The following is a 20,604-nucleotide window of genomic DNA, read 5'->3' as shown; positions in this document are numbered from 1 at the left end:
GGGCCCTGGTCACACAGCCCCCCCCCCAGCCTCACCCCGGGGTCGTCACCGGCCGGGGGGGGGGCGCCCGGGCCCCCCCCCCCCCCCCCCGCCCCCCCCCCCCCCCGGGGCGGCGCCCCACGGACCCGTCCGGACGCAAGAGACCGGGGGTCTCGACGGCCCGTCCGTCGGGGCCCCCGGTCCTCGCGTGCTCCCGATCTCCGACGTCCCTCACCACGGCGTCCCGTGCCCCTCGGTTCACGATCACGCGAGACCCACGCGTAGAATCGACCGGCCCCAGACCCGGGGTCCCTACCGACCAGCGAGGTAAATCCTCCGATGTTCTCCTTCATCTCGCGACGTGTGCTGGCAGGGTTGGCGACCCTCCTCGTGTCCACGTTCGCGATGTACCTGCTCGTCGACGCCGCGATCCGGCCGTACATCTTCATGGATCTCGAGTCGAGCACGAAGCCCAACAAGGCGCAGCTCATCGCCCAGCGCACCGCCGAGCTCGACCTGGACACCCCGTCGGTGATCCGCTACTTCAAGTGGCTCGGCAGCTTCGTCACCGGTGACCTCGGGACGGCCTGGCAAAGTGGCCAGTCGGTCTCGACCCTCCTGCAGGGCGCCGTCATCTCGACCATCCAGCTCGTGGCCGCCGCGACCGTCCTCGCCGTGATCTTCGGCGTCATGGTGGGTATCGTGAGCGCGCTGCGCCAGTACAGCAGCTTCGACTACCTGACGATCTTCGTCTCGTTCGTGCTCTACTCGCTCCCGGCCTTCTGGGTCGCCGTCCTGCTCAAGCAGTGGGGCGCGATCGGCTTCAACGACTTCCTGCGCGACCCGAACCTCTCGCTCCTCGCCATCGCGATCATCGGCGTGGTGGTCGGCCTGTTCTGGTCGCTCGCCTTCGGGGGCACCGCGCGACGCCGTCTCACGGTGTTCGCCATGGGCTTCGCGGCGAGCGCGCTCGCCCTGCTCTACCTGCAGCTCTCCGGCTGGTGGGAGCGGCCGAACCTCGGCCCGGTCATCATCGTCGTCACCGGGACCGCGCTCGCGTTCGCGATCACCGCGCTCGTGTCCGGCCTGAAGAACCGCCGCGCGCTCTACGCCTCGCTCAGCACGGTCGTGCTCGGCGTGATCGTCTACTACCCGATCCAGTCGGTGCTCCGCCAGGTCGACAACTGGTGGCTCGTGCTCGTCCTCGCCGTCGTCACCGTCGCGGTCGGCATCGGCGTCGGCTACGCGTGGGGCGGCCCCGACAAGGGCGTGTCGGCCCGCGCGGCCGCGATCACGGCGTTCCTCGTCGGGTCGATGATCTTCGTCGACAAGGTGATGAAGGTCTGGCCCGCGTACTTCGGTGCGACGGCCATCAACGGCCGACCCATCCCGACGATCGGCAACAGCACGCCGAACCTCGGCGGCAACTTCTGGGTGCAGGTCCTCGACCAGTACACCCACCTGCTGCTGCCGACCATCGCGCTCGTGCTCATCCAGTTCGCCGGGTACACGCGCTACTCGCGCGCGAGCATGCTCGAGGTCATGAGCCAGGACTACATCCGCACGGCGCGGGCCAAGGGCCTGCCGGAGCGGACGGTCATCATGCGGCACGGCTTCCGCAACACGCTCATCCCGCTGGCGACGATCGTCCCGATCGACGTCATCACGCTCCTCGGCGGCGCCATCATCACGGAGAAGGTCTTCGCCCGACCGGGCATGGGCCTGCTCTTCCTCAACTCGCTGCAACGAGGCGAGATCGACCCCGTCATGGCCTATCTCGTCATCGTCGCGGCCCTCGCCATCATCGCCAACATCGTGGCTGACCTCATCTACGCAGCCCTCGACCCGCGGATCCGGGTGAACGCATGAGCAACACACCGAACGACGCGTCGCAGAGCGGCGCGACCGAGAACCAGATCGAGCTGCTCGAGGTCGAGGGGCTGTCGCAGGGGCAGATCGTCCGCCGGCGCTTCTTCCACCACAAGGGCGCGGTCGTCGCCCTGATCTTCCTCGTCGGGATCGTCGCGCTGGCGATCACGTCCATCGGGATCGGCGGCTGGGACGGCTGGTACGCCTACAAGGCGTCGGGCCAGGGCTCCACGTACCCGCTCGTCGACGGGGGAGCGCCCTCGAGCCAGCACATCTTCGGCCAGGACGAGGCGGGCCGTGACGTGTTCGCGCGCGTCATGCAGGGCACGCAGACGTCGCTCCTCGTCGTCCTCGCGGTCGGCGTCATCGCGACCGTCGCGGGCGTCCTCTTCGGGGCGCTCTCCGGGTACTACCGCGGCGCCGTGGACTCGTGGCTCATGCGCTTCACGGACCTCATCATCACGATGCCGGTCATCGTCATCGGCGCGGTCCTCGCGCTCCTGTCGGGCGGCAGCAACGCGCTCATCCTCGGGGCGTTCCTCGGCCTCGTGCTGTGGCCCCCGCTCGCGCGTCTCGTGCGCGGTGAGTTCCTGTCCCTGCGCGAGCGCGAGTTCGTCGACGCGGCACGCGTCGCCGGCGCGAGCGACAGCCGGATCATCTTCAAGCACATGCTGCCCAACGCGGTCGGCGTGATCATCGTCAACGTCACGCTGCTCATGAGCTCGGCGATCCTCCTCGAGACCGCCCTGAGCTACCTGGGCGTCGGCATCCAGGCCCCGGCCACGTCGCTCGGCAAGCTCATCAGCGACTACCAGGAGGCGTTCGCGACGCGTCCGTGGCTGTTCTGGTGGCCCGGTCTGTTCATCGTCGCGATCGCGCTGTGCGTCAACTTCATCGGCGACGGCCTGCGCGACGCGTTCGACCCGCGCCAGAAGCGCATCCCCTCGGAGCGCAAGATGGCACGCGCCCAGCGCGTCGCACGCCCCACGGCGACCGCCGCGCCGAGCGCGACCGGTGAGGCCGGGGCGAGCTGATGACCGCCGTCGTCGCCGTCCGCCCGGGAGGTCGTGCACCTCTCGGGCGGCACGGCGCGCCGCGGCCGCGGTCAGGCGGTGAGCGCGACGGCCGTCCCGACCACGAGGGCGCCCAGCACGGCGAGCTCCAGGACGTGCCACGTGGCGCGGGCCCCTGGTGCGCCCGGCACGGGGCGGTCGAGGTGACCGGCGGCGGCGAGCAGCCCGTGGCGCTGCTCGACGGCCTCCGCGACGGCCTCGGCGCTCGCGCCGGAGACCACCTGGTCCTGGCCGGCCGTGCGTCGTCGAGAGCTGCGCAGCCAGCGGGCCGTGCCGCTCGACCGGGGCGCCGCCCAGGCGGTCACGCGACCGCCCGCGTAGCGCACCTCGAGCGAGTAGCGGGTCTCGGCGCCCTCGTAGGCGGTCCACGGCACGCGGACCGTGCGGGTCACGTTGCGCACCTCGACGCCCCCGTCGGACACCTCGACGGCGGGACGCCAGAACAGCATCCAGACGAGGTACGTCACGAGCGCGGCGGGCAGCAGTGCGTCCACGACCGCGCGGACGTCCCCCGTCACGGCCGTGGTGACGCCCAGCGCGACGGCGACGACGCCCGTCGCCACCGTGAGCACTCGGCCGTACGTCGAACGGAAGACCAGCGTGGGACCCATGCGCCCATGCTCGCAGAGTCGCGGCGCCACGAGCGCCGGCTCCAGCAGGAAGGACACTGATCAGCGTGGCCATCGAGACGTCTCCCGCGGCCCCGGCCGCGCGCCAGGGCAGCCCCGTGCTGACCGTGCGCAACCTCGGCGTGGACTTCTACGTCGACAAGGCCTGGTACCCCGCGGCCTCGGACGTGAGCTACGACCTCCACTCCGGTGAGGTCCTCGCGATCGTCGGCGAGTCCGGCTCGGGCAAGTCCCAGTCGTCGCTCGCGCTGCTGGGCCTGCTCCCGCCCAACGGGCGCGCCCGCGGTTCCGCCAAGCTCGGCGACCGCGAGCTCATCGGCATGTCGCACGGCGGGCTCCGGCACGTCCGCGGCAAGGAGATCTCCATGATCTTCCAGGAGCCGATGACGGCGCTGAACCCCGTCTACACGGTGGGCTTCCAGATCGTCGAGACCATCCGGACGCACTTCAACGTCGGCCCCGCCGACGCGAAGAAGCGCGCCATCGAGCTCCTGCGGCTCGTCGAGATCCCCGAGCCGGAGCGCCGCTTCGACTCCTACCCGCACCAGCTCTCCGGCGGCCAGCGGCAGCGCGCCATGATCGCCCAGGCCCTCGCGTGCGACCCGAAGCTGCTCGTGGCCGACGAGCCGACGACCGCGCTCGACGTCACGGTCCAGGCCGAGATCCTCAAGCTCCTGCGCGACCTGCGCTACCGCGTCGACGCGGCGATCATCCTCATCACGCACGACATGGGCGTGGTCGCGGACATGGCCGACTCGATCATGGTCATGAAGGACGGTCAGGTCGTCGAGCGCGGCACGTCGGCCGAGATCTTCGGCCGTCCGCAGCACCCGTACACGGTCCGCCTGCTCGAGGCCGTCCCGCACCTCGGCTCCAAGCGCGGCACGACGACCGTCACGGACCGCGTGCCCGCGGGCGCGGCGGCCCCGGAGCGGCCGCTCGTGCTCGACGCGCAGGACATGGTCATCGAGTACCCGGGCCGGCGCCGGCAGGCGGCGTTCCGGGCGGTCGACGAGGTGTCGCTCCAGATCCACCAGGGCGAGGTCGTCGGCCTGGTCGGCGAGTCCGGCTCGGGCAAGACGACGATCGGCCGTGCGGCCGTCGGCCTGCTCCCCGTCACGGGGGGCTCGCTGCGGATCGTCGGCACGGACATGGTCGGGGCCAAGCCCAAGGACCTCAAGCCGCTGCGCACCGAGGTCGGCATCGTGTTCCAGGACCCGGGCTCGTCGCTCAACCCGCGCCTGCCGATCGGCGAGTCGATCGGCGAGCCGCTCATGCTGCACAAGGGCGTGAAGGGCAAGGAGCTCAGCCGCGAGGTCGAGCGCCTGCTCGACCAGGTCGAGCTGCCCCGCGCGATGCGCAACCGCTACCCGCACGAGCTCTCGGGCGGTCAGCGGCAGCGCGTCGGCATCGCCCGCGCGCTGTCGCTCGAGCCGAAGCTGCTCGTCGCGGACGAGCCGACGTCGGCGCTCGACGTGTCGGTCCAGGCGAAGGTGCTCGACCTGTTCACCGACCTGCAGCGCGAGCACGGCTTCGCGTGCCTGTTCATCTCGCACGACCTCGCGGTCGTCGAGCTGCTCTCGGACCGCATCGCGGTCATGCACAAGGGCAAGCTCGTCGAGGTGGGGGAGACGGAGCAGATCGTCCACTCGCCCCGTCACCCGTACACGCAGCGTCTCCTCGCCGCGGTGCCGGTGCCGGACCCGGCGGCGCAGCGCGAGCGCCGCGCGGCGCGCGACGCCCTCCTCGAGGCGGCGGCGCGCGACATCGCGAACGACGAGCTGTCGTCGCTCGTGGACGAGGAGCGCGCGCTCGCCGAGTCGCGCGACGACATCGACCACGAGCGCAGCGCGCCGCCCACCGCGGGGGCCGGTTTCTGACCCTGCGCTGACCGCGGACGGCGAGCGAGCCTCACCCGCACCGACCGGACGCCCCGGTGCCGCCTCGACGGAGGCCGGCACCGGGGCGTTCCGGTTGCCTGGTCCGACCACCGCCGGAAGCCTGGGCACATGACACGCGCGGAGGACGACGTTCCCGGGGCGGCGCACGACGGCGCGCCCGTCGAGGCACGAGCGCAGACGCAGGAGACCCCACCCGCGGCCGACGACCTCACCGGCCCCCGGACGGGGCGGCCCGACCCGCGGGTCTTCTACCCCGCGGCCGGCCTGATCCTGCTGTTCGTCCTGCTGACGATCGTCTTCACGGACACCGTGACGGCGGTCATGGAGACGCTGCAGCGCGACGTGATCGGCGTGTTCGGCTGGTACTACGTCATCGTCGTCGCGGGCTTCGTCGTGTTCGCCCTGTGGATGGGCATGAGCCGCTTCGGCGACATCGTGCTCGGCAAGGACGAGGACGAGCCGCTGTTCCGGCTGCCCGTCTGGTTCGCGATGCTCTTCGCGACCGGCATGGGCATCGGGCTCGTGTACTGGGGCGTGGCCGAGCCCCTGTCGCACTACGTGAACCCGAAGCCGGGCGTCGAGGGGAGCGACCCCGCGCTCGCGCAGGCCGCGATGGGCCAGAGCTATCTCCACTGGGGCGTGCACGCGTGGGCGATCTACGTCGTCGCGGGCCTCGCCCTCGCCTACGCGATCCACCGCAAGGGGCGGCCCGTGTCGATCCGCTGGGCGCTCGAGCCGCTCTTCGGCGACCGGGTCAAGGGCCGGCTGGGCGACGTCATCGACGTCGTCGCGATCATCGGCACGGTGTTCGGCGTCGCGACCTCGCTCGGCTTCGGCGTCCTCCAGATCGCCGCGGGGCTCGGGTACCTCGACGTGGTGCAGCCGAGCACGGCGCTCGAGATCGGGCTCATCGCGGCCATCTCCGCGCTCGCGACGATCTCGGTGGTGTCCGGCCTCGGCCGGGGCATCAAGTGGCTGTCGAACGGCAATATGGTGCTCGCCGGCGTCGTCCTCGTGCTCGTGCTGGCGCTGGGCCCGACGCTGTTCCTCCTGCGCGAGTGGGTCCAGTCGCTCGGCTACTACGTGCAGAACATCGTGCGGATGTCGTTCGACACGACGGCGTTCCAGGGCGACGCCGGGCTCGAGTGGCAGTCGTCGTGGACGATCTTCTACTGGGGCTGGTGGATCTCCTGGGCTCCGTTCGTCGGCGTCTTCATCGCGCGCATCTCGCGGGGTCGCACGGTGCGCGAGTTCGTGCTCGGGACGCTGCTCGTCCCGACGATCGTCACCACGCTGTGGTTCTCGGTGTTCGGCGGCTCCGGGCTGTACCGCGAGCTCACCGAGCCGGGCAGCATGCTCGTGGACGGCAAGGTGGACACCGACACCGCCCTGTTCCAGCTCTTCGACGGGCTGCCGCTCGGGGCGCTGCTCTCCGTGGCCGGCATCGTCCTCATCGTGGTCTTCTTCGTGACGTCGTCGGACTCGGGCTCGCTCGTCGTGGACATGCTCGCGAGCGGCGGGAACCCGAACCCGCCGACGTGGAGCCGCGTCTTCTGGGCGGGCACGTCCGGCCTGCTGGCCATCGCGCTCCTCCTGGCGGGCGGCCTGGAGGCGCTCCAGACGGCGGCGATCCTCATCGCGCTGCCGTTCTCGGTCGTGATGATCGGCATGGCCGTCGCGACGGTCCGGGCGCTGCGGGGCGAGCACGCGGCGATCGTGCGGGCCGAGCGGCGCGCGGCGCGCGCGGCGCTGACCGAGCACGTCACGACCCGGGTCACGGAGTCGATCTCGGAGCAGTGGGAGGAGCTCTACCCGGACCGGCCCGACCGCTGGCGCGCGCTCGTCCGGCGTCCGCGCAAGGGGACGCCGCCGGGCGGGCGCGGCCCGGGGTGACGCACGTCATGGTGGCGGCGAGCGGGACCCGGTAGGATAGCCGTGCCCGGGTGACGGCCCGTGCATCCGTGATGCCGCGGCGGGCCGACCCCGCCGCCCCGCGCGCAGAGGTGGCCGGCCGTCGTCGCCCCTCGAACCCCACGAAATGAGAACCGTAGATGTCTGTGCGCTCCGACCTGCGCAACGTGGCGATCGTCGCCCACGTCGACCACGGCAAGACCACGCTCGTCGACGCGATGCTGCGCCAGTCCGGCGCCTTCTCCGCGCACCAGCACGTGGACGACCGCGTCATGGACTCCGGTGACCTCGAGCGCGAGAAGGGCATCACGATCCTCGCGAAGAACACCGCGGTCCGGTACGCCGGCCCCGCGGCCGCCGCGGTGGGCGAGCCCGACGGCATCACGATCAACGTCATCGACACGCCCGGCCACGCCGACTTCGGCGGCGAGGTCGAGCGCGGCCTGTCCATGGTCGACGGCGTCGTGCTCCTCGTCGACGCGAGCGAGGGCCCGCTCCCGCAGACCCGCTTCGTGCTGCGCAAGGCGCTCGCCGCGAAGCTGCCGGTGATCATCGTCGTCAACAAGGTCGACCGCCCGGACTCGCGGATCACCGAGGTCGTCGCCGAGGCGACCGACCTCCTCCTCGGCCTGGCGAGCGACCTCGCGGACGAGGTGCCGGACCTCGACCTCGACGCGATCCTCGACGTCCCGGTCGTCTACGCCTCCGCCAAGGCCGGGCGCGCGTCGCTCGACCAGCCGCTCGACGGCCAGCTCCCGTCGAACGAGGACCTCGAGCCGCTCTTCACGACGATCCTCGAGAAGATCCCGGCCCCGACGTACGACGAGGGTGCGCCGCTCCAGGCGCACGTGACGAACCTCGACGCCTCCCCGTTCCTCGGCCGCCTCGCGCTGCTGCGCATCTTCAACGGCGAGCTCCGCAAGGGGCAGGTCGTCGCGTGGGCGCGCCACGACGGCACGCTCCAGAACGTGAAGATCACCGAGCTCCTCGAGACGAAGGCGCTCGACCGCGTCCCCACGGACAAGGCCGGCCCCGGCGACATCGTCGCCGTCGCGGGCATCGCGGACATCACGATCGGCGAGACCCTCACCGACCCCGACGACCCGCGCCCGCTCCCGCTCATCACGGTCGACGACCCGGCGATCTCGATGACCATCGGGATCAACACGTCCCCGCTCGCGGGCAAGGGCGGCAAGGGCCACAAGGTCACGGCCCGCCAGGTCAAGGACCGCCTCGACGCCGAGCTCGTGGGCAACGTGTCGCTGCGCGTCCTGCCCACCGACCGCCCCGACGCGTGGGAGGTCCAGGGCCGCGGCGAGCTCGCGCTCGCGATCCTCGTCGAGCAGATGCGCCGCGAGGGCTTCGAGCTCACGGTCGGCAAGCCGCAGGTCGTCACGCGCACGATCGACGGCAAGACGCACGAGCCGATGGAGCGCATGACGATCGACGTGCCCGAGGAGTACCTCGGCGCCGTCACGCAGCTCCTCGCGCAGCGCAAGGGCCGCATGGAGACCATGTCGAACCACGGCACCGGCTGGATCCGCATGGAGTTCATGGTCCCGGCGCGCGGTCTCATCGGGTTCCGCACGCGCTTCCTCACCGAGACGCGCGGCACCGGCATCGCGTCGTCGATCTCCGAGGGCTACGAGCCGTGGGCGGGACACATCGAGACCCGCACGACGGGCTCGCTCGTGGCCGACCGCGCCGGCAAGGTGACGCCGTTCGCGATGATCAACCTCCAGGAGCGCGGCTCGTTCTTCGTCGACCCCACGCAGGAGGTCTACGAGGGCATGATCGTCGGCGAGAACTCGCGCAACGAGGACATGGACGTGAACATCACCAAGGAGAAGAAGCTCACGAACATGCGGTCCTCGACGGCCGACAACTTCGAGAACCTCATCCCGCCGCGCCACCTCACGCTCGAGGAGTCCCTGGAGTTCGCGCGCGAGGACGAGTGCGTCGAGGTCACGCCCGAGGTCGTGCGCATCCGCAAGGTGATCCTCGACCAGACCGAGCGCGCCCGCGCGATCTCGCGCGCCAAGCGCGCCTGACACCCCGCCGCGGGTGACCGTGCCACCGGAGCAGCGGGCCGCCGTCGTGCCCGACGGCGGCCTGCTGGCCGTGCACGCGCACCCCGACGACGAGACGCTCGCCACGGGAGCGCTCCTCGCGACGTGGGCCCGCGCGGCCCTGCCCGTCACCGTGGTCACGTGCACGCGCGGCGAGCGCGGTGAGGTGATCGACACCCCGGCGCACCCGACGGGCGTCGCGCACCTCGAGGGCGACGGCGCCGCCCTCGCGGCCCACCGGGAGGGCGAGCTCGCCCGCGCGCTCGCCGCGCTCGGCGTTCGCGACCACGTCTTCCTCGACGCCGTCGCGCTCCCCGGGAACGACGGCGCCGCGCGGCCCCGGTACGAGGACTCCGGCATGGCGTGGGTGGCGCCAGGCGTCGCGGGCGGGGTCGCGACCGAGCAGCTGCCGCCCCGGGCGTTCGTGGGCGTGCCGCTCGACGAGGCCGCGGCGCGCCTGGCCGCCGTCGTGCGCGAGCGGCGTCCCGCCGTCGTCGCCACGTACGAGCCGGGGGGAGGCTACGGCCACCCCGACCACGTGCGCGCCCACGAGGTGACGGTCCGCGCGCTCGACCAGGTCGCGGCAGCGGGCGAGCCGGTCCCGGACCTGTGGCTGTCCGTCGCCCCCGAGAGCGCGGTCCGCGCCGCGCGGCGCGCGCTCGCCGAGGACGCGCAGGTGGCGGCGCTCCTCGCGGCGGACGAGCGACTCACGCTGCCCGACCCGGACGAGGACCTCCCGCCGTTCGCGCGCGCCGACGAGACGCTCGGCACGCTACGGGCGGTGCCCGTCGCGCCCGTGCTCGACGCGGTCCTCGCCGCGATGCGCGCGCACGCGACGCAGGTCCAGCACGCGACGGCGGCGGAGCGCGGCACCGCGGCGTCGCTCGGCTGGTACGCCCTGAGCAACGACGTGCTCGCCCCGTTGCCTTCACACGAGTTCTACGCTCCCTCCGGCGGCGCTCTCCCGGGCGCGCCCGCCCGGCCCAGGCCCACGCGTTAGCCTGGGGCCCGTGGAGAACGGAACGGGGCGGCTCGTGGGCCGCGGGGTGGCGTGCGCGCTCGTCGGCGTGCTCGTCGGTCTCGTTGGCACCGTCGCCCACCGCGCGCACCTGCTCATGGACCTGCCCGGGGGTGTCGGCGCGGGCATCGTGCTCGCGCTCCTGGCCGTCCTCGCCGCAGGGATCCTCTCGCGCGCCTGGGGCGGGCTGGCCGGTCTCCTGGGCCTCGGCATCGGGTGGGTCGTCGTGGTGCAGCTCCTGTCCCTCGAGGGTCCCGGCGGCGACGTGCTCGTGCCCAGCGAGCCCGTGGGCTACGTGTGGATCTACGGCGGCCTCCTCGTCGTCGCGGCGGTCGCGTTCCTCCCGCGCTCGTGGTTCAGCGACCGGCCCGTCCGTCCGGCTCTCCACGGGCGTCCCACCAGGCACGACGGACCCGAGGACCCCCTCGCGTCCCGCTAGAATTCGCGGTGCGGATCCCCGCACACCCCTCGTCGTCGCGCGGACACCCGCGCGCCTTTCGTCACGGAGACAGTGGATGGGCCAGCCGACCGACCGAGACGCCGATCCCGACTCGCCCTCGACCGCCGAACCGGAGACCGCCGCGACCCGGCCGGGCCCCGACGGCGCCGCCGACGCGACCGGGACGCCGGTCGAGGACGCGCCCGACGCCGCGTCCGCCTCCCCGGTGACGGCGGGCACGGACGAGGCGTCCGGTGACGTCGCCGTCGCGCCCGAGGCCTCGGCGTCGGGACACGACGACGCCCCGACCGCCGCACGGGCCCCCGAGGAGAGCCCTGCGCCCGACGCCGCACAGCCGACCGCCGACGACGCGGCTCCCGCGCCGGGGACGGACGCGCCCGTCGCACCGGCCGACGCGGGGCCGGCAGGCGCGACGTCCGTCGACGGCGGTCCCGTCGCCGCGAGCCTCACCGCAGCGGTCGACGAGACCCCCACCGCAGCGGTCGACGAGACGCCCGCCGCAGCGGCCGACGCGACCCCCACCGTCGCGACTCCCGACGCCGCGCCCGAGCCCAGCGTCGGTGCCGCTCCCTCCGACACGGCTCCCGCTGACGCGGCTCCCGCCGCCTCGGGGGCCGCCGGGTCGGGCAGCACGCCGGCGTCGGCGCCGCGTGACACGGAGCCGGCCACGGACGACCACGCCGCCCCGGCGACGCCCCGGCCCGCCACCGCGGAGGGTGCACCTGCCGAGGCAGCGGCGCCCGCCGAGACCACCTCCGGAGCGCCCGCGGCCGACGAACCCGCCGCGCCGGTGGCCGGGACGGGCGGCGCGAGCGGCGACGACTCGGTCCCGACGACCGGTGACGACGCCGCGACGTCGTCCGTTCCGACCGCGCCCGCCCCGGCGAGCGACACGGCGCCGACCGCTGCGACGGCGAGCGGGACGGTCCCGACCGCTCCGCCCACTGCGGCGAGCGGTGACGCCCCGGCCGCTGCGACGAGCGGCGACGCTCCGACCGCCGCGGCGACGAGCGGCACCGCCGCGTCCGCGTCTGCCGGGGCGGCCCAGGCAGCGGCCGACGACGACGAGCCCTACGTGCCGCGCGTCTTCGCGTTCGACCCCGACGTGCCCGCGGTGCTCGTCCCGCCGCCCGGCGGCGAGCAGTCGGCCGCCACGTCGCCCGAGCCCGCCGGGCCCGCCGAGCCGACCGAGCCCGCCTCGGCCGCCGGTGACCGCACCGCCGTCGTGCCCGTGGTGCCGCCGCAGGACCAGCCGTCCGCCGCCGCGTCGGCGACGCCCGCGACCGCCGGGTCGGCGTCCGGACCCGCGGGGTCGGCGTCCGGACCCGCCGGGTCGGCGCCCGTGGAGCCACCCGCGGGGGAGCAGGGCGCCGCGGACGCGACGCAGGTGATCCCGCCGGTCGCGCCGTGGACCCGGCCCGAGCCCGTCGTGCGCACGTCGATCCGCCCGACCCCCGCGACGGACGCGCCGACCGCGGCGACGCCCGCGTCCGCGGCGACCCCTGCGGGGCCGGCGCAGGGTGCCCCGGCGCAGCCCGCCGCGGCGTCCTCGCCGGTCGTCGGCTCCGTCGCGCTGCCGCCCGGGACGTTCGGCCCCGTGCCGCCCGACGAGTCGCGCCAGGAGTCGCCGTTCGAGGGCTTCGAGGAGGACGCCCCCCGGCGCGGCTGGGTCCGCGGCCTGCTGTGGACCGGCGTGGGCGTGCTCGTCCTCGGCGGCCTGTACACCGGGGCGCAGTGGTTCTTCTCGGACAAGGTGCCGAGCGGCACGAGCGTCGCGGGCGTCGACGTCGGCGGCCTGACGCGGACGGCCGCGCAGGAGCGCCTGGAGGCCGAGCTCGGCCCGCGCGCCGCCGAGCCCGTCACGCTCGCGGCGGGCGAGGCGAGCACGACGCTCGACCCGGCGACCGCCGGGCTGACCTTCGACGCCGCGGCGACGGCCGAGGAGCTCACGGCGTTCTCGATGAGCCCGGCGCGCCTGTGGCAGCACCTGTTCGGCGGGCAGGACGAGGCCCCGGTCGTCACGGTGGACGACGCGGCGCTCGACGCGCAGGTCGAGACGCTGCGCGGGAGCCTCGAGATCGCGCCCGTCGACGGGACCGTGCAGTTCGTCGACGGTGCGCCGACGAGCACGCCCGCCGCGGACGGCTCGGCGCTCGTCGCGGACGAGGTGCCCGGCGTCATCACGTCGAGCTGGCTCGTCACCGAGGGCCCCGTCGAGCTGCCGACGGAGCCCGTCGAGCCGGCGATCACGCAGGACGAGACCGACGCGGCGCTCGCGCAGGCGCAGAAGGTCGTGTCCGCGCCGGTCGTCGTCTCGGTCGGCGGCCAGTCGCCCGAGCTGCCCCCCGAGGCGCTCGCCGCCGCGGCCTCGTTCCCGGCCACGGACGGGGTGCTCTCCCTGACGTTCGACGGCGCGGCGCTCGTGCAGGCGGTGGTCGACCGCACGAACGACCTGCTCACGGCCGCCGACGACGCGCACTTCGTGTTCCGCGACGGCGCGCCCGTGATCGAGGGCGGTGCGCCGGGGACGACGATCGACCCCGAGGCGATCGCCGCGGCGGTCACGACGGCCGCGTCCGGCGACGAGCGCACGGCCACGGTCGAGCTCGTCGAGTCGGATCCCGAGCAGTCGGTCGCGGCTCTCGAGGCGCTGGGCGTCACGGAGAAGGTCGCCGAGTTCTCGACGCCCGTCCCGAACGTGCCGGTGCGCACCGCGAACCTGCGGCGCGGCGCCGAGAAGGTCACCGGCACGCTCGTGAAGCCGGGCGAGACGTTCTCGCTCGTGGACACGTTGTCGCCGATCACCATCGAGGGCGGCTACTTCGCGGCGGGCATCGTCGAGAGCGGCCGGCACACCGAGGGCGTCGGCGGCGGTCTGTCGCAGATGGCGACGACCACGTACAACGCCGCGTTCTTCGCGGGGCTCGAGGACGTCGAGCACCGGCCGCACAGCTACTGGTTCGACCGGTACCCGGCCGGGCGCGAGGCGACGATCTTCGTCGGCTCGATCGACATGAAGTTCAAGAACGACACGCCCTACGGCGTCCTCATGCAGTCCTGGGTCGGCGGCGGGCAGCTGCACGTCGCGATCTGGAGCACGAAGTACTACGACGTCGAGACGTCGTCGAGCGGCAAGTCGAACGTGGTCCAGCCGACGACGGTCACGCACTCGGGAGCCGACTGCGCCCCCACGCCCGCGGGCAGCCCGGGCTTCTCCATCACGAACTACCGGAAGGTCTACCTCGAGGGCGAGCTCGTCAAGGACGAGTCGTACCGGTGGACCTACAAGCCGGACAACGCGGTCGTCTGCGAGTGAGCGACCCGGTCCGCACGACACACCACGGAGGTCCCATGCTCGGCCGCAGCGAACGGGAGTCGGGAGCGCAGGCGCTGCTCGCCGCGACGGCAGCGGGGTGGGTCGAGGGCGACCCCGCGGAGGCGGAGTCGCTCCTCGACCTCGGGTCGACGACGGCGACGCTGTCGACCGTCGCGAGCATCGACGGCCTCTCGGGCGTCGTGCACCTGGGCCACCCGGCGCAGCCGTCGCACGAGCTCGAGCGCGCGCTGCTCGCGGGCCCGCCGTCGCTCGTGCTCACGGGGGCGTCCGCGGTGCCGTCCCAGTGGGTGTGGGTCGGCCGCCCGACCGCGGCGCGCGACCTCACGGGCCACGTCGTGGTCGACGAGGCCGGGATGCGCGACCGCCGCCACGTGCTGCGGACCATGGGCGTCAGCCCGTCGCTCGTCCCGACGCGGACGACCCTGGAGGAGCGCGTCGCGCTCGCGGGGCCGGACGGGAGCCTCGTCGTGGAGCGCTCGGTGGCGACGGGCACGCTCGCCGCGCTCGGCTACGCCGAGCTCGCGGGCAGCGAGCTGCTCGGCGAGGGCGCGCCGATCTGGTACGGGCTCCTCGAGAGCCGCGACACCCCGCCGCGTGCTGAGGGCGTGGCCCAGGTCTGGCTCGCGTTCGGCCCGCGCGACGACCACCGCGGCTCCCTGCAGGAGACGCTCGCGCTCGTGGCCCAGGCCGGGATCGACCTCCAGCACCTGCGCAGCCACCGCTCGCAGGCGGGTCCGCACATCTTCTTCTGCGCGTTCTCGTGCCCCGACGCGGGCACGCTCGACGCGCTCGTGGACGGCTTCGCGGAGCGCGGCGTCGCCCACCGGGTGCTCGCGGTCCTGCCGGGGCAGGACTTCGTCCCGGGCCCCGACGCGCTCGAGCCCCGGTGGGCGCCCGCCCCTGACCCCGCACGCGCGTGAGCGTCGTCGGGTACCTCGGCCCCGAGGGGTCGTTCACCCACCAGGCGGCCGCCGCGTGGTCGGCCGCCCACGGGGACGACGCGCGGACGCTCGCGGCGCTCCCGACCGTCGCCGACGTCTTCGCGGGCGTCGCCGCAGGGGACGTCGCGCGCGGCGTCGTCGCGATCGAGAACACCGTCGAGGGCTACGTCGTCCCGTCGCTCGACGCGATCGTCGGCAGCGCGACGGTCGTCGCGGTCGACGAGGTCGTGCTCGACATCTCGTTCGACGCGTTCGTGCGGCCCGGGCACGGCGAGCTGACGGAGGTCGCGGCGCACCCGCACGGGCTCGCGCAGTGCCAGGGCTTCGTCCGCCGGGCCGGCCTGCGGCCCGTGCCCGCGTCGTCGAACGCCGCGGCGTGCCGCGACGCCGGTCCCCACCAGGTCGCGCTCGGCCCGACGATCTGCGGCGAGCTCTACGGGCTCGAGACCCTCGAGCGCGCCGTCGAGGACTTCGCGGGCGCGCGCACCCGGTTCCTCGTCCTCGCGCCGCGCGCGGAGGCGACCGGTGTCCTCGCGCGGGCGCGTGACGCGGGCGAGGCGCCGTGGCGCACGATGCTCGCGGTGACCCCGGTCGTCACCGGGCCGGGCGTCCTGGCGCGCATCACGCGGTCCTTCGGCGAGCGCGGCGTCAACCTGTCGAGCCTCATCACGCGACCCCTCAAGGCCGTCGCGGGGACGTACGTGTTCGTCCTCACGGTCGACGGCGCCCCGTGGGACGCGCCCGTGCGCGCCGTGCTCGACGACCTCGTCCGGGCGGGCGACGCGCTGAAGACGCTCGGCGTCGTCCCGGCGCGCGGCGAGCTCGACGAGTCGGTCCACGCGGACGTCGACGCCGCGCACGTGCCCGTCGGGAGCGTCGACGCCTCGACCGGTGCCGCGGGCCTCGCCGAGGGGCTGCTGTGGTGACCGCGCCCGGCGCAGCGCCGAGCCCGGTGCGCCGCGTCGCCGTCGTGGGCCTCGGGCTGGTCGGCGGGTCGGTCGCACGGCTGCTCCACGAGCAGGGCGTCGAGGTGACCGGGTACGACGCGACGGCCGCGACGCGCGCCGCGGCGCGGGCCGCGGGCCTGCGCGTCGCGGACGACGTCGCGGACGTGTGCGCGGGGGAGCCCGACGTCCTCGTGCTCGCGGTGCCGCTGCGGGCCATGCGGACCGTCGCGACCGAGGTCGCGCGGCACGTGCGCGGAGGGACCGTCGTGACGGACGTCGGCAGCGTCAAGGGCGCGGTGCGCGACGCGGTGACGAGCGCGGGCCTCGGCGCACGGTACGTGGGCGCGCACCCCATGGCCGGGACGGAGCACTCGGGCTTCGAGGCGTCCGACGCCGCGATGCTCGACGGCGCCCGGTGGGCCGTCACGGTCGACGGCACGACGACGCGCGAGGCGTTCCTCCGCGTCCTCGGCCTCGTCACGGGCCCGCTCGGCGGCACGGTGCACGTCCTCACCGACGACGTGCACGACGAGGCGACGGCGCTCATCAGCCACGTGCCGCACGTGCTCGCGACGGAGCTCCTGGGCGTCGTCGCGGACGCGCCGGTGCGCGACGTCGCGCTCGGGCTCGCCGCGGGCAGCTTCCGGGACGCGACCCGCGTCGGGCGCACCGACCCGCGGCGCACCGAGGCGATGGTCACCGACAACGCGGCCTGGGTGGCGTCCGCGCTGCGGGTCGTCGTGCGCGACCTCGAGCAGCTCGTCCGGGCGCTCGAGACCAATGCGCCCGTCGGGGAGTTCTTCGACCGGCCCGAGCCCGTGCGAGCGCCGGCGCCCGCTCCCGGCACCGGCGAGCGCCGCCGCGTCGAGCTCGACGACGCGGGCGCCTGGCGGTCGGCGCTCGCCGCGGCCGGGGCCCGGGGCGCGGTCGTCGTCGGCGTCGAGGACGGCGCGGTCGAGGTCGCCTGAGGCGGCGCCTCGGCGACCGCTCCCGGCCCGTGCGGTCGGGTCAGGCGGGGCGCCGCGGCGGGCGCGGCGGCACGGGCTTGCCGGCCACGATCGCGTCGAGCGGGACCACGACGAGGGGAGGGGCGTCGTCGTGCACCCCGTGACCCCGGTGCGGCGGCGCGCTGCCGCCCGCGTCCTCGCGCAGCACGAGCTCCGTGGCCGTCGTGCGCACGACGACCCCGATGACGTCGGTGAGCGGCTTGCCCGCGGCGGCCGCCTCGTCCTCGGGCAGGCGCCGGCGCACGACGACCCGCGTCCCGGGCGCCCACGAGGTCCACGGTGCGTCGGGCACGGGCGCTCCTCGCTGCGGGTGTGACGTTCGTCCACGGGCTGGTCAGGGATGGTCGGGGATCACCCGACCTGGGGGATACTAGTCCTGCATGCCCCTGTCGTGACCTGGCCCCTCCCGGGCCGGGTCCGGACGAGCCAGCCAGAAAGGTACCCGGTCGTGACTTACGTGATCGCCCAGCCGTGCGTGGACGTCAAGGACAAGGCGTGCATCGAGGAGTGTCCTGTCGACTGCATCTACGAGGGCAAGCGGTCGCTGTACATCCACCCCGACGAGTGCGTCGACTGCGGCGCGTGCGAGCCCGTCTGCCCCGTGGAGGCCATCTACTACGAGGACGACGTGCCGACGGAGTGGAGCGACTACTACCGCGCCAACGTCGAGTTCTTCGACGACCTCGGCTCACCCGGCGGCGCCGCGAAGATGGGTCTCATCGAGAAGGACGACCCGATGATCGCCGCCCTGCCGCCGCAGGCCTGAGACTCCCGCACCGCCACCCGTGGGACTCGCCGACCTCTCCGGCCTCGCCTACCCCTGGGACACCCTGACCCCGTACGCGGAGCGCGCCCGCGCGCACCCGCGGGGCATCGTGGACCTGTCGATCGGCACGCCCGTCGACCCGACGCCTGGCGTCGTGCGCGACGCGCTCGCCGCGGCGTCCGACGCCCACGGCTACCCGACGACGCACGGCACGCCCGCCCTGCGGGAGGCCGTCGCCGCGTGGTTCGCACGCCGCCGCGGCGTGTCGGGCCTCGACCCGGACGCCGTGCTCCCCACCGTCGGGAGCAAGGAGCTCGTCGGCCTCCTGCCGTCGCTCCTGCGCCTCGGCCCGGGGGACGTCGTCGTGCACCCGTGCACGGCCTACCCCACGTACGACGTGGGCGCGCGCCTCGCCGGCGCGACGCCCCTCGCGACGGACGACGTCGACGCGTGGGCGGGGCGTGACGACGTGCGGCTCGTCTGGGTCAACTCGCCGAGCAACCCGACCGGCCGCGTGCTCGACGCCGCGCACCTCGCGCGCGTCGTCGCCGCGGCCCGCGAGATCGGCGCGGTCGTCGCGAGCGACGAGTGCTACGCCGAGCTCGCGTGGGACGCCCCCTACGCGGCGGACGGCGTGCCGAGCCTGCTCGACCCGGCGGTGTCGGGCGGGTCGCACGAGGGGCTCCTCGTCACGTACTCCCTGTCGAAGCAGTCGAGCATGGCCGGGTACCGCGCCGCGTTCGTGGCGGGCGACCCGGCGCTGGTCGCCGACCTGCTCGCGACGCGCAAGCACCTCGGCATGATCGTGCCCGCGCCCGTCCAGGCCGCGATGGTCGCGGCCCTGACCGACGACGCGCACGTCGCCGCCCAGCGCGAGGTCTACGCGCGCCGTCGCGAGGTCCTCGTCGAGGCGCTCGGAGCGGCAGGCCTCCAGATCGACCACTCGGAGGCCGGGCTGTACCTGTGGGCGCGCCCCGCGGGCGACCACGACGGCGACTGCTGGCGCACCGTGTCCGACCTCGCCGACCTGGGCATACTGGTCGGGCCGGGTGCGTTCTACGGACCGGAGGGTGCGGGGCACGTGCGCGTCGCGCTCACGGCGACGGACGAGCGCGTCCACGAGGCCGCCGCGAGACTCTCCGGAGCCTGAATTCTGACGTGATCTGCCTCACACCCGCGGGCGGTTCTCGTGACGGTTCAGGATTGGTCACGTGCGGGTGAAGCGGGGTACGGTCGACCGCGCGGCAACGGCGCGAGCAGCAGCAGGAAGGGAACCATGACCACCACTCAGCAGGCGAAGGTCCGCCTCCTCGTCGACGACCAGGCGCAGGACCTGCCCGTGGTCGCGGCGACGGAGGGCAATGACGGCATCGTCGTGTCCTCCTTGCTCAAGTCGACCGGCCTGGTGACGGTCGACCCCGGGTTCATGAACACCGCCTCGTGCGAGTCGAGCATCACCTACATCGACGGCGAGGCCGGCATCCTGCGGTACCGCGGGTACCCCATCGAGCAGCTCGCCGAGCAGTCGAGCTTCCTCGAGGTCGCGTACCTGCTCATCCACGGCGAGCTCCCCGACGCCCCGACCCTCGACGCCTTCGTCGAGCGCGTCAACCGCCACACGCTCGTGCACGAGGACTTCCGCACGTTCATGGGCACGTTCCCGCGGGGCGCGCACCCCATGGCCGTGCTGTCGTCCGCGATCAACGCGCTGTCGACGTTCTACCCCGAGTCGCTCGACCCGTTCGACGACGAGACGGTCGAGCTCGCGACGGTCCTGCTCCTCGCGAAGACGCGCACCATCACGTCGTACCTGCACCGCCGCCGCGTGGGCGAGCCGCTGCTGTACCCCGACTACTCGCGCGGCTACGTCGACGACTTCCTGCGCATGACGTTCGCGACGCCGTACCAGCAGTACGAGGCCGACCCGGTCGTCGTCGACGCGCTCGACAAGCTGCTCATCCTCCACGCGGACCACGAGCAGAACTGCTCGACCTCCACGGTCCGCGTCGTCGGCTCCTCGCACGCCAACCTCTACGCGTCCGTCGCCGCCGGCGTCAACGCACTCTCCGGCCCGCTGCACGGCGGCGCGAACGAGTCGGTGCTGACGATGCTCGACAAGATCGCTGGCGCCGAGTACGACGTCGACACCTTCATGAAGAAGGTGAAGAACAAGGAGGACGGCGTCCGCCTCATGGGCTTCGGCCACCGGGTCTACAAGAACTACGACCCGCGCGCGGCCATCGTGAAGAAGTCCGCCGACGCCGTGCTCTCGACCCTCGGCAAGAAGGACCAGCTCCTCGACATCGCCATGGGCCTCGAGGAGATCGCGCTCAACGACGACTACTTCATCGAGCGCAAGCTCTACCCGAACGTCGACTTCTACACGGGCCTCATCTACAAGGCCATGGGCTTCTCGCCCGCGATGTTCACGCCGCTCTTCGCGCTGGGCCGCATGCCCGGCTGGATCGCGCAGTGGCGCGAGATGATGAAGGACCCGCAGACCAAGATCGGCCGCCCCCGCCAGGTCTACGTCGGCGAGACCGAGCGCGACTACGTCCCGGTCGCCGACCGCTGACACCCGCTTCCCCGGACGCCCCGGGCCGGCACCACCCGGGGGGGCCGCGGGCGCCCGGGGCGGGGGCGCCCCGGGGGGGGGGGGGGGGGGGGGGCGGGGCCCCGGGGTGGCGGGCGCGGGGA

Annotated in this window: 16 protein-coding genes; 14 read left to right on the top strand and 2 right to left on the bottom strand. The window is 73.9% G+C overall.

Annotated elements, in window-relative coordinates:
* The first annotated feature begins 318 nt into the window (after positions 1–318).
* Together GYH36_RS16200 and GYH36_RS16195 are read left to right on the top strand one after the other, a co-directional pair.
* Positions 319–1,848 (top strand): ABC transporter permease, encoded by a 1,530-nt coding sequence (locus GYH36_RS16200; RefSeq protein ID WP_024841109.1) that lies wholly within the window; start codon positions 319–321, stop codon positions 1,846–1,848.
* Positions 1,845–2,882, top strand: coding sequence for an ABC transporter permease (locus GYH36_RS16195; protein WP_024841110.1), 1,038 nt, complete (start codon positions 1,845–1,847; stop codon positions 2,880–2,882). Before GYH36_RS16200 ends, GYH36_RS16195 begins: the two co-directional genes overlap by 4 nt.
* Positions 2,883–2,953: 71 nt before the next feature.
* Here GYH36_RS16195 and GYH36_RS16190 read toward each other — a convergent pair whose 3' ends face one another.
* On the bottom strand, positions 2,954–3,532 hold the full coding sequence (locus GYH36_RS16190) for a PH domain-containing protein (protein WP_024841111.1): 579 nt from the start codon (positions 3,530–3,532) through the stop codon (positions 2,954–2,956).
* Positions 3,533–3,597: 65 nt separating this feature from the next.
* On the opposite strand from GYH36_RS16190, the gene GYH36_RS16185 reads away from it, so the two are divergent.
* The 9 genes from GYH36_RS16185 (at position 3,598) to GYH36_RS16145 (ending at position 17,102) form a co-directional block, all read left to right on the top strand.
* Positions 3,598–5,430 (top strand): ABC transporter ATP-binding protein, encoded by a 1,833-nt coding sequence (locus GYH36_RS16185; protein WP_024841112.1) that lies wholly within the window; start codon positions 3,598–3,600, stop codon positions 5,428–5,430.
* A 129-nt stretch (positions 5,431–5,559) separates the two neighbouring features.
* A complete protein-coding gene (locus GYH36_RS16180; RefSeq protein WP_162290377.1) occupies positions 5,560–7,344 on the top strand; it encodes a BCCT family transporter in 1,785 nt (594 codons plus the stop codon).
* Positions 7,345–7,502: 158 nt separating this feature from the next.
* A complete protein-coding gene (typA, locus tag GYH36_RS16175; RefSeq protein ID WP_024841114.1) occupies positions 7,503–9,413 on the top strand; it encodes a translational GTPase TypA in 1,911 nt (636 codons plus the stop codon).
* Positions 9,414–9,426: 13 nt separating this feature from the next.
* Positions 9,427–10,431, top strand: coding sequence for a PIG-L family deacetylase (locus tag GYH36_RS16170; RefSeq protein WP_312028681.1), 1,005 nt, complete (start codon positions 9,427–9,429; stop codon positions 10,429–10,431).
* Between the two features lie 10 nt (positions 10,432–10,441).
* The gene (locus GYH36_RS16165; RefSeq protein WP_203231954.1) at positions 10,442–10,888 is read left to right on the top strand and encodes a hypothetical protein; all 447 of its coding nucleotides are present in this window, start codon (positions 10,442–10,444) and stop codon (positions 10,886–10,888) included.
* 76 nt (positions 10,889–10,964) lie between these two features.
* Positions 10,965–14,225 carry a VanW family protein gene (locus GYH36_RS19370; RefSeq protein ID WP_203231953.1) on the top strand — a complete coding sequence of 1,087 codons (3,261 nt, stop codon included), beginning with the start codon at positions 10,965–10,967 and terminating at the stop codon, positions 14,223–14,225.
* A 35-nt stretch (positions 14,226–14,260) separates the two neighbouring features.
* A complete protein-coding gene (locus GYH36_RS16155; RefSeq protein WP_115942246.1) occupies positions 14,261–15,166 on the top strand; it encodes a hypothetical protein in 906 nt (301 codons plus the stop codon).
* Positions 15,163–16,113, top strand: a complete 951-nt coding sequence (locus tag GYH36_RS16150) for a prephenate dehydratase (RefSeq protein ID WP_162290376.1) — start codon at positions 15,163–15,165, stop codon at positions 16,111–16,113. The genes GYH36_RS16155 and GYH36_RS16150 overlap by 4 nt, the downstream gene beginning before the upstream one ends.
* The gene (locus GYH36_RS16145; RefSeq protein ID WP_312028680.1) at positions 16,107–17,102 is read left to right on the top strand and encodes a prephenate dehydrogenase; all 996 of its coding nucleotides are present in this window, start codon (positions 16,107–16,109) and stop codon (positions 17,100–17,102) included. Before GYH36_RS16150 ends, GYH36_RS16145 begins: the two co-directional genes overlap by 7 nt.
* 40 nt (positions 17,103–17,142) lie before the next feature.
* On the opposite strand, the gene GYH36_RS16140 is transcribed toward GYH36_RS16145, so the two are convergent.
* Positions 17,143–17,433: a putative acetyltransferase gene (locus GYH36_RS16140; protein ID WP_024841121.1), complete on the bottom strand. Its 291-nt coding sequence runs from the start codon at positions 17,431–17,433 to the stop codon at positions 17,143–17,145.
* A 156-nt stretch (positions 17,434–17,589) separates the two neighbouring features.
* Between GYH36_RS16140 and fdxA the strand changes: the two genes are divergently transcribed.
* The 3 genes from fdxA (at position 17,590) to GYH36_RS16125 (ending at position 20,482) form a co-directional block, all read left to right on the top strand.
* On the top strand, positions 17,590–17,907 hold the full coding sequence (gene fdxA, locus GYH36_RS16135) for a ferredoxin (RefSeq protein ID WP_024841122.1): 318 nt from the start codon (positions 17,590–17,592) through the stop codon (positions 17,905–17,907).
* Positions 17,908–17,926: 19 nt separating this feature from the next.
* Positions 17,927–19,057, top strand: a complete 1,131-nt coding sequence (gene dapC / locus GYH36_RS16130; RefSeq protein WP_162290375.1) for a succinyldiaminopimelate transaminase — start codon at positions 17,927–17,929, stop codon at positions 19,055–19,057.
* Positions 19,058–19,183: 126 nt separating this feature from the next.
* The gene (locus tag GYH36_RS16125; RefSeq protein ID WP_024841124.1) at positions 19,184–20,482 is read left to right on the top strand and encodes a citrate synthase; all 1,299 of its coding nucleotides are present in this window, start codon (positions 19,184–19,186) and stop codon (positions 20,480–20,482) included.
* Positions 20,483–20,604: the final 122 nt, after the last annotated feature.

Origin of the sequence: Cellulosimicrobium composti (genome assembly GCF_010287905.1) — a bacterium.
In the GTDB taxonomy this organism is placed as follows: Bacteria; Actinomycetota; Actinomycetes; order Actinomycetales; family Cellulomonadaceae; genus Cellulosimicrobium; species Cellulosimicrobium composti.
This window is presented reverse-complemented; position numbering and strand designations above follow the sequence as displayed.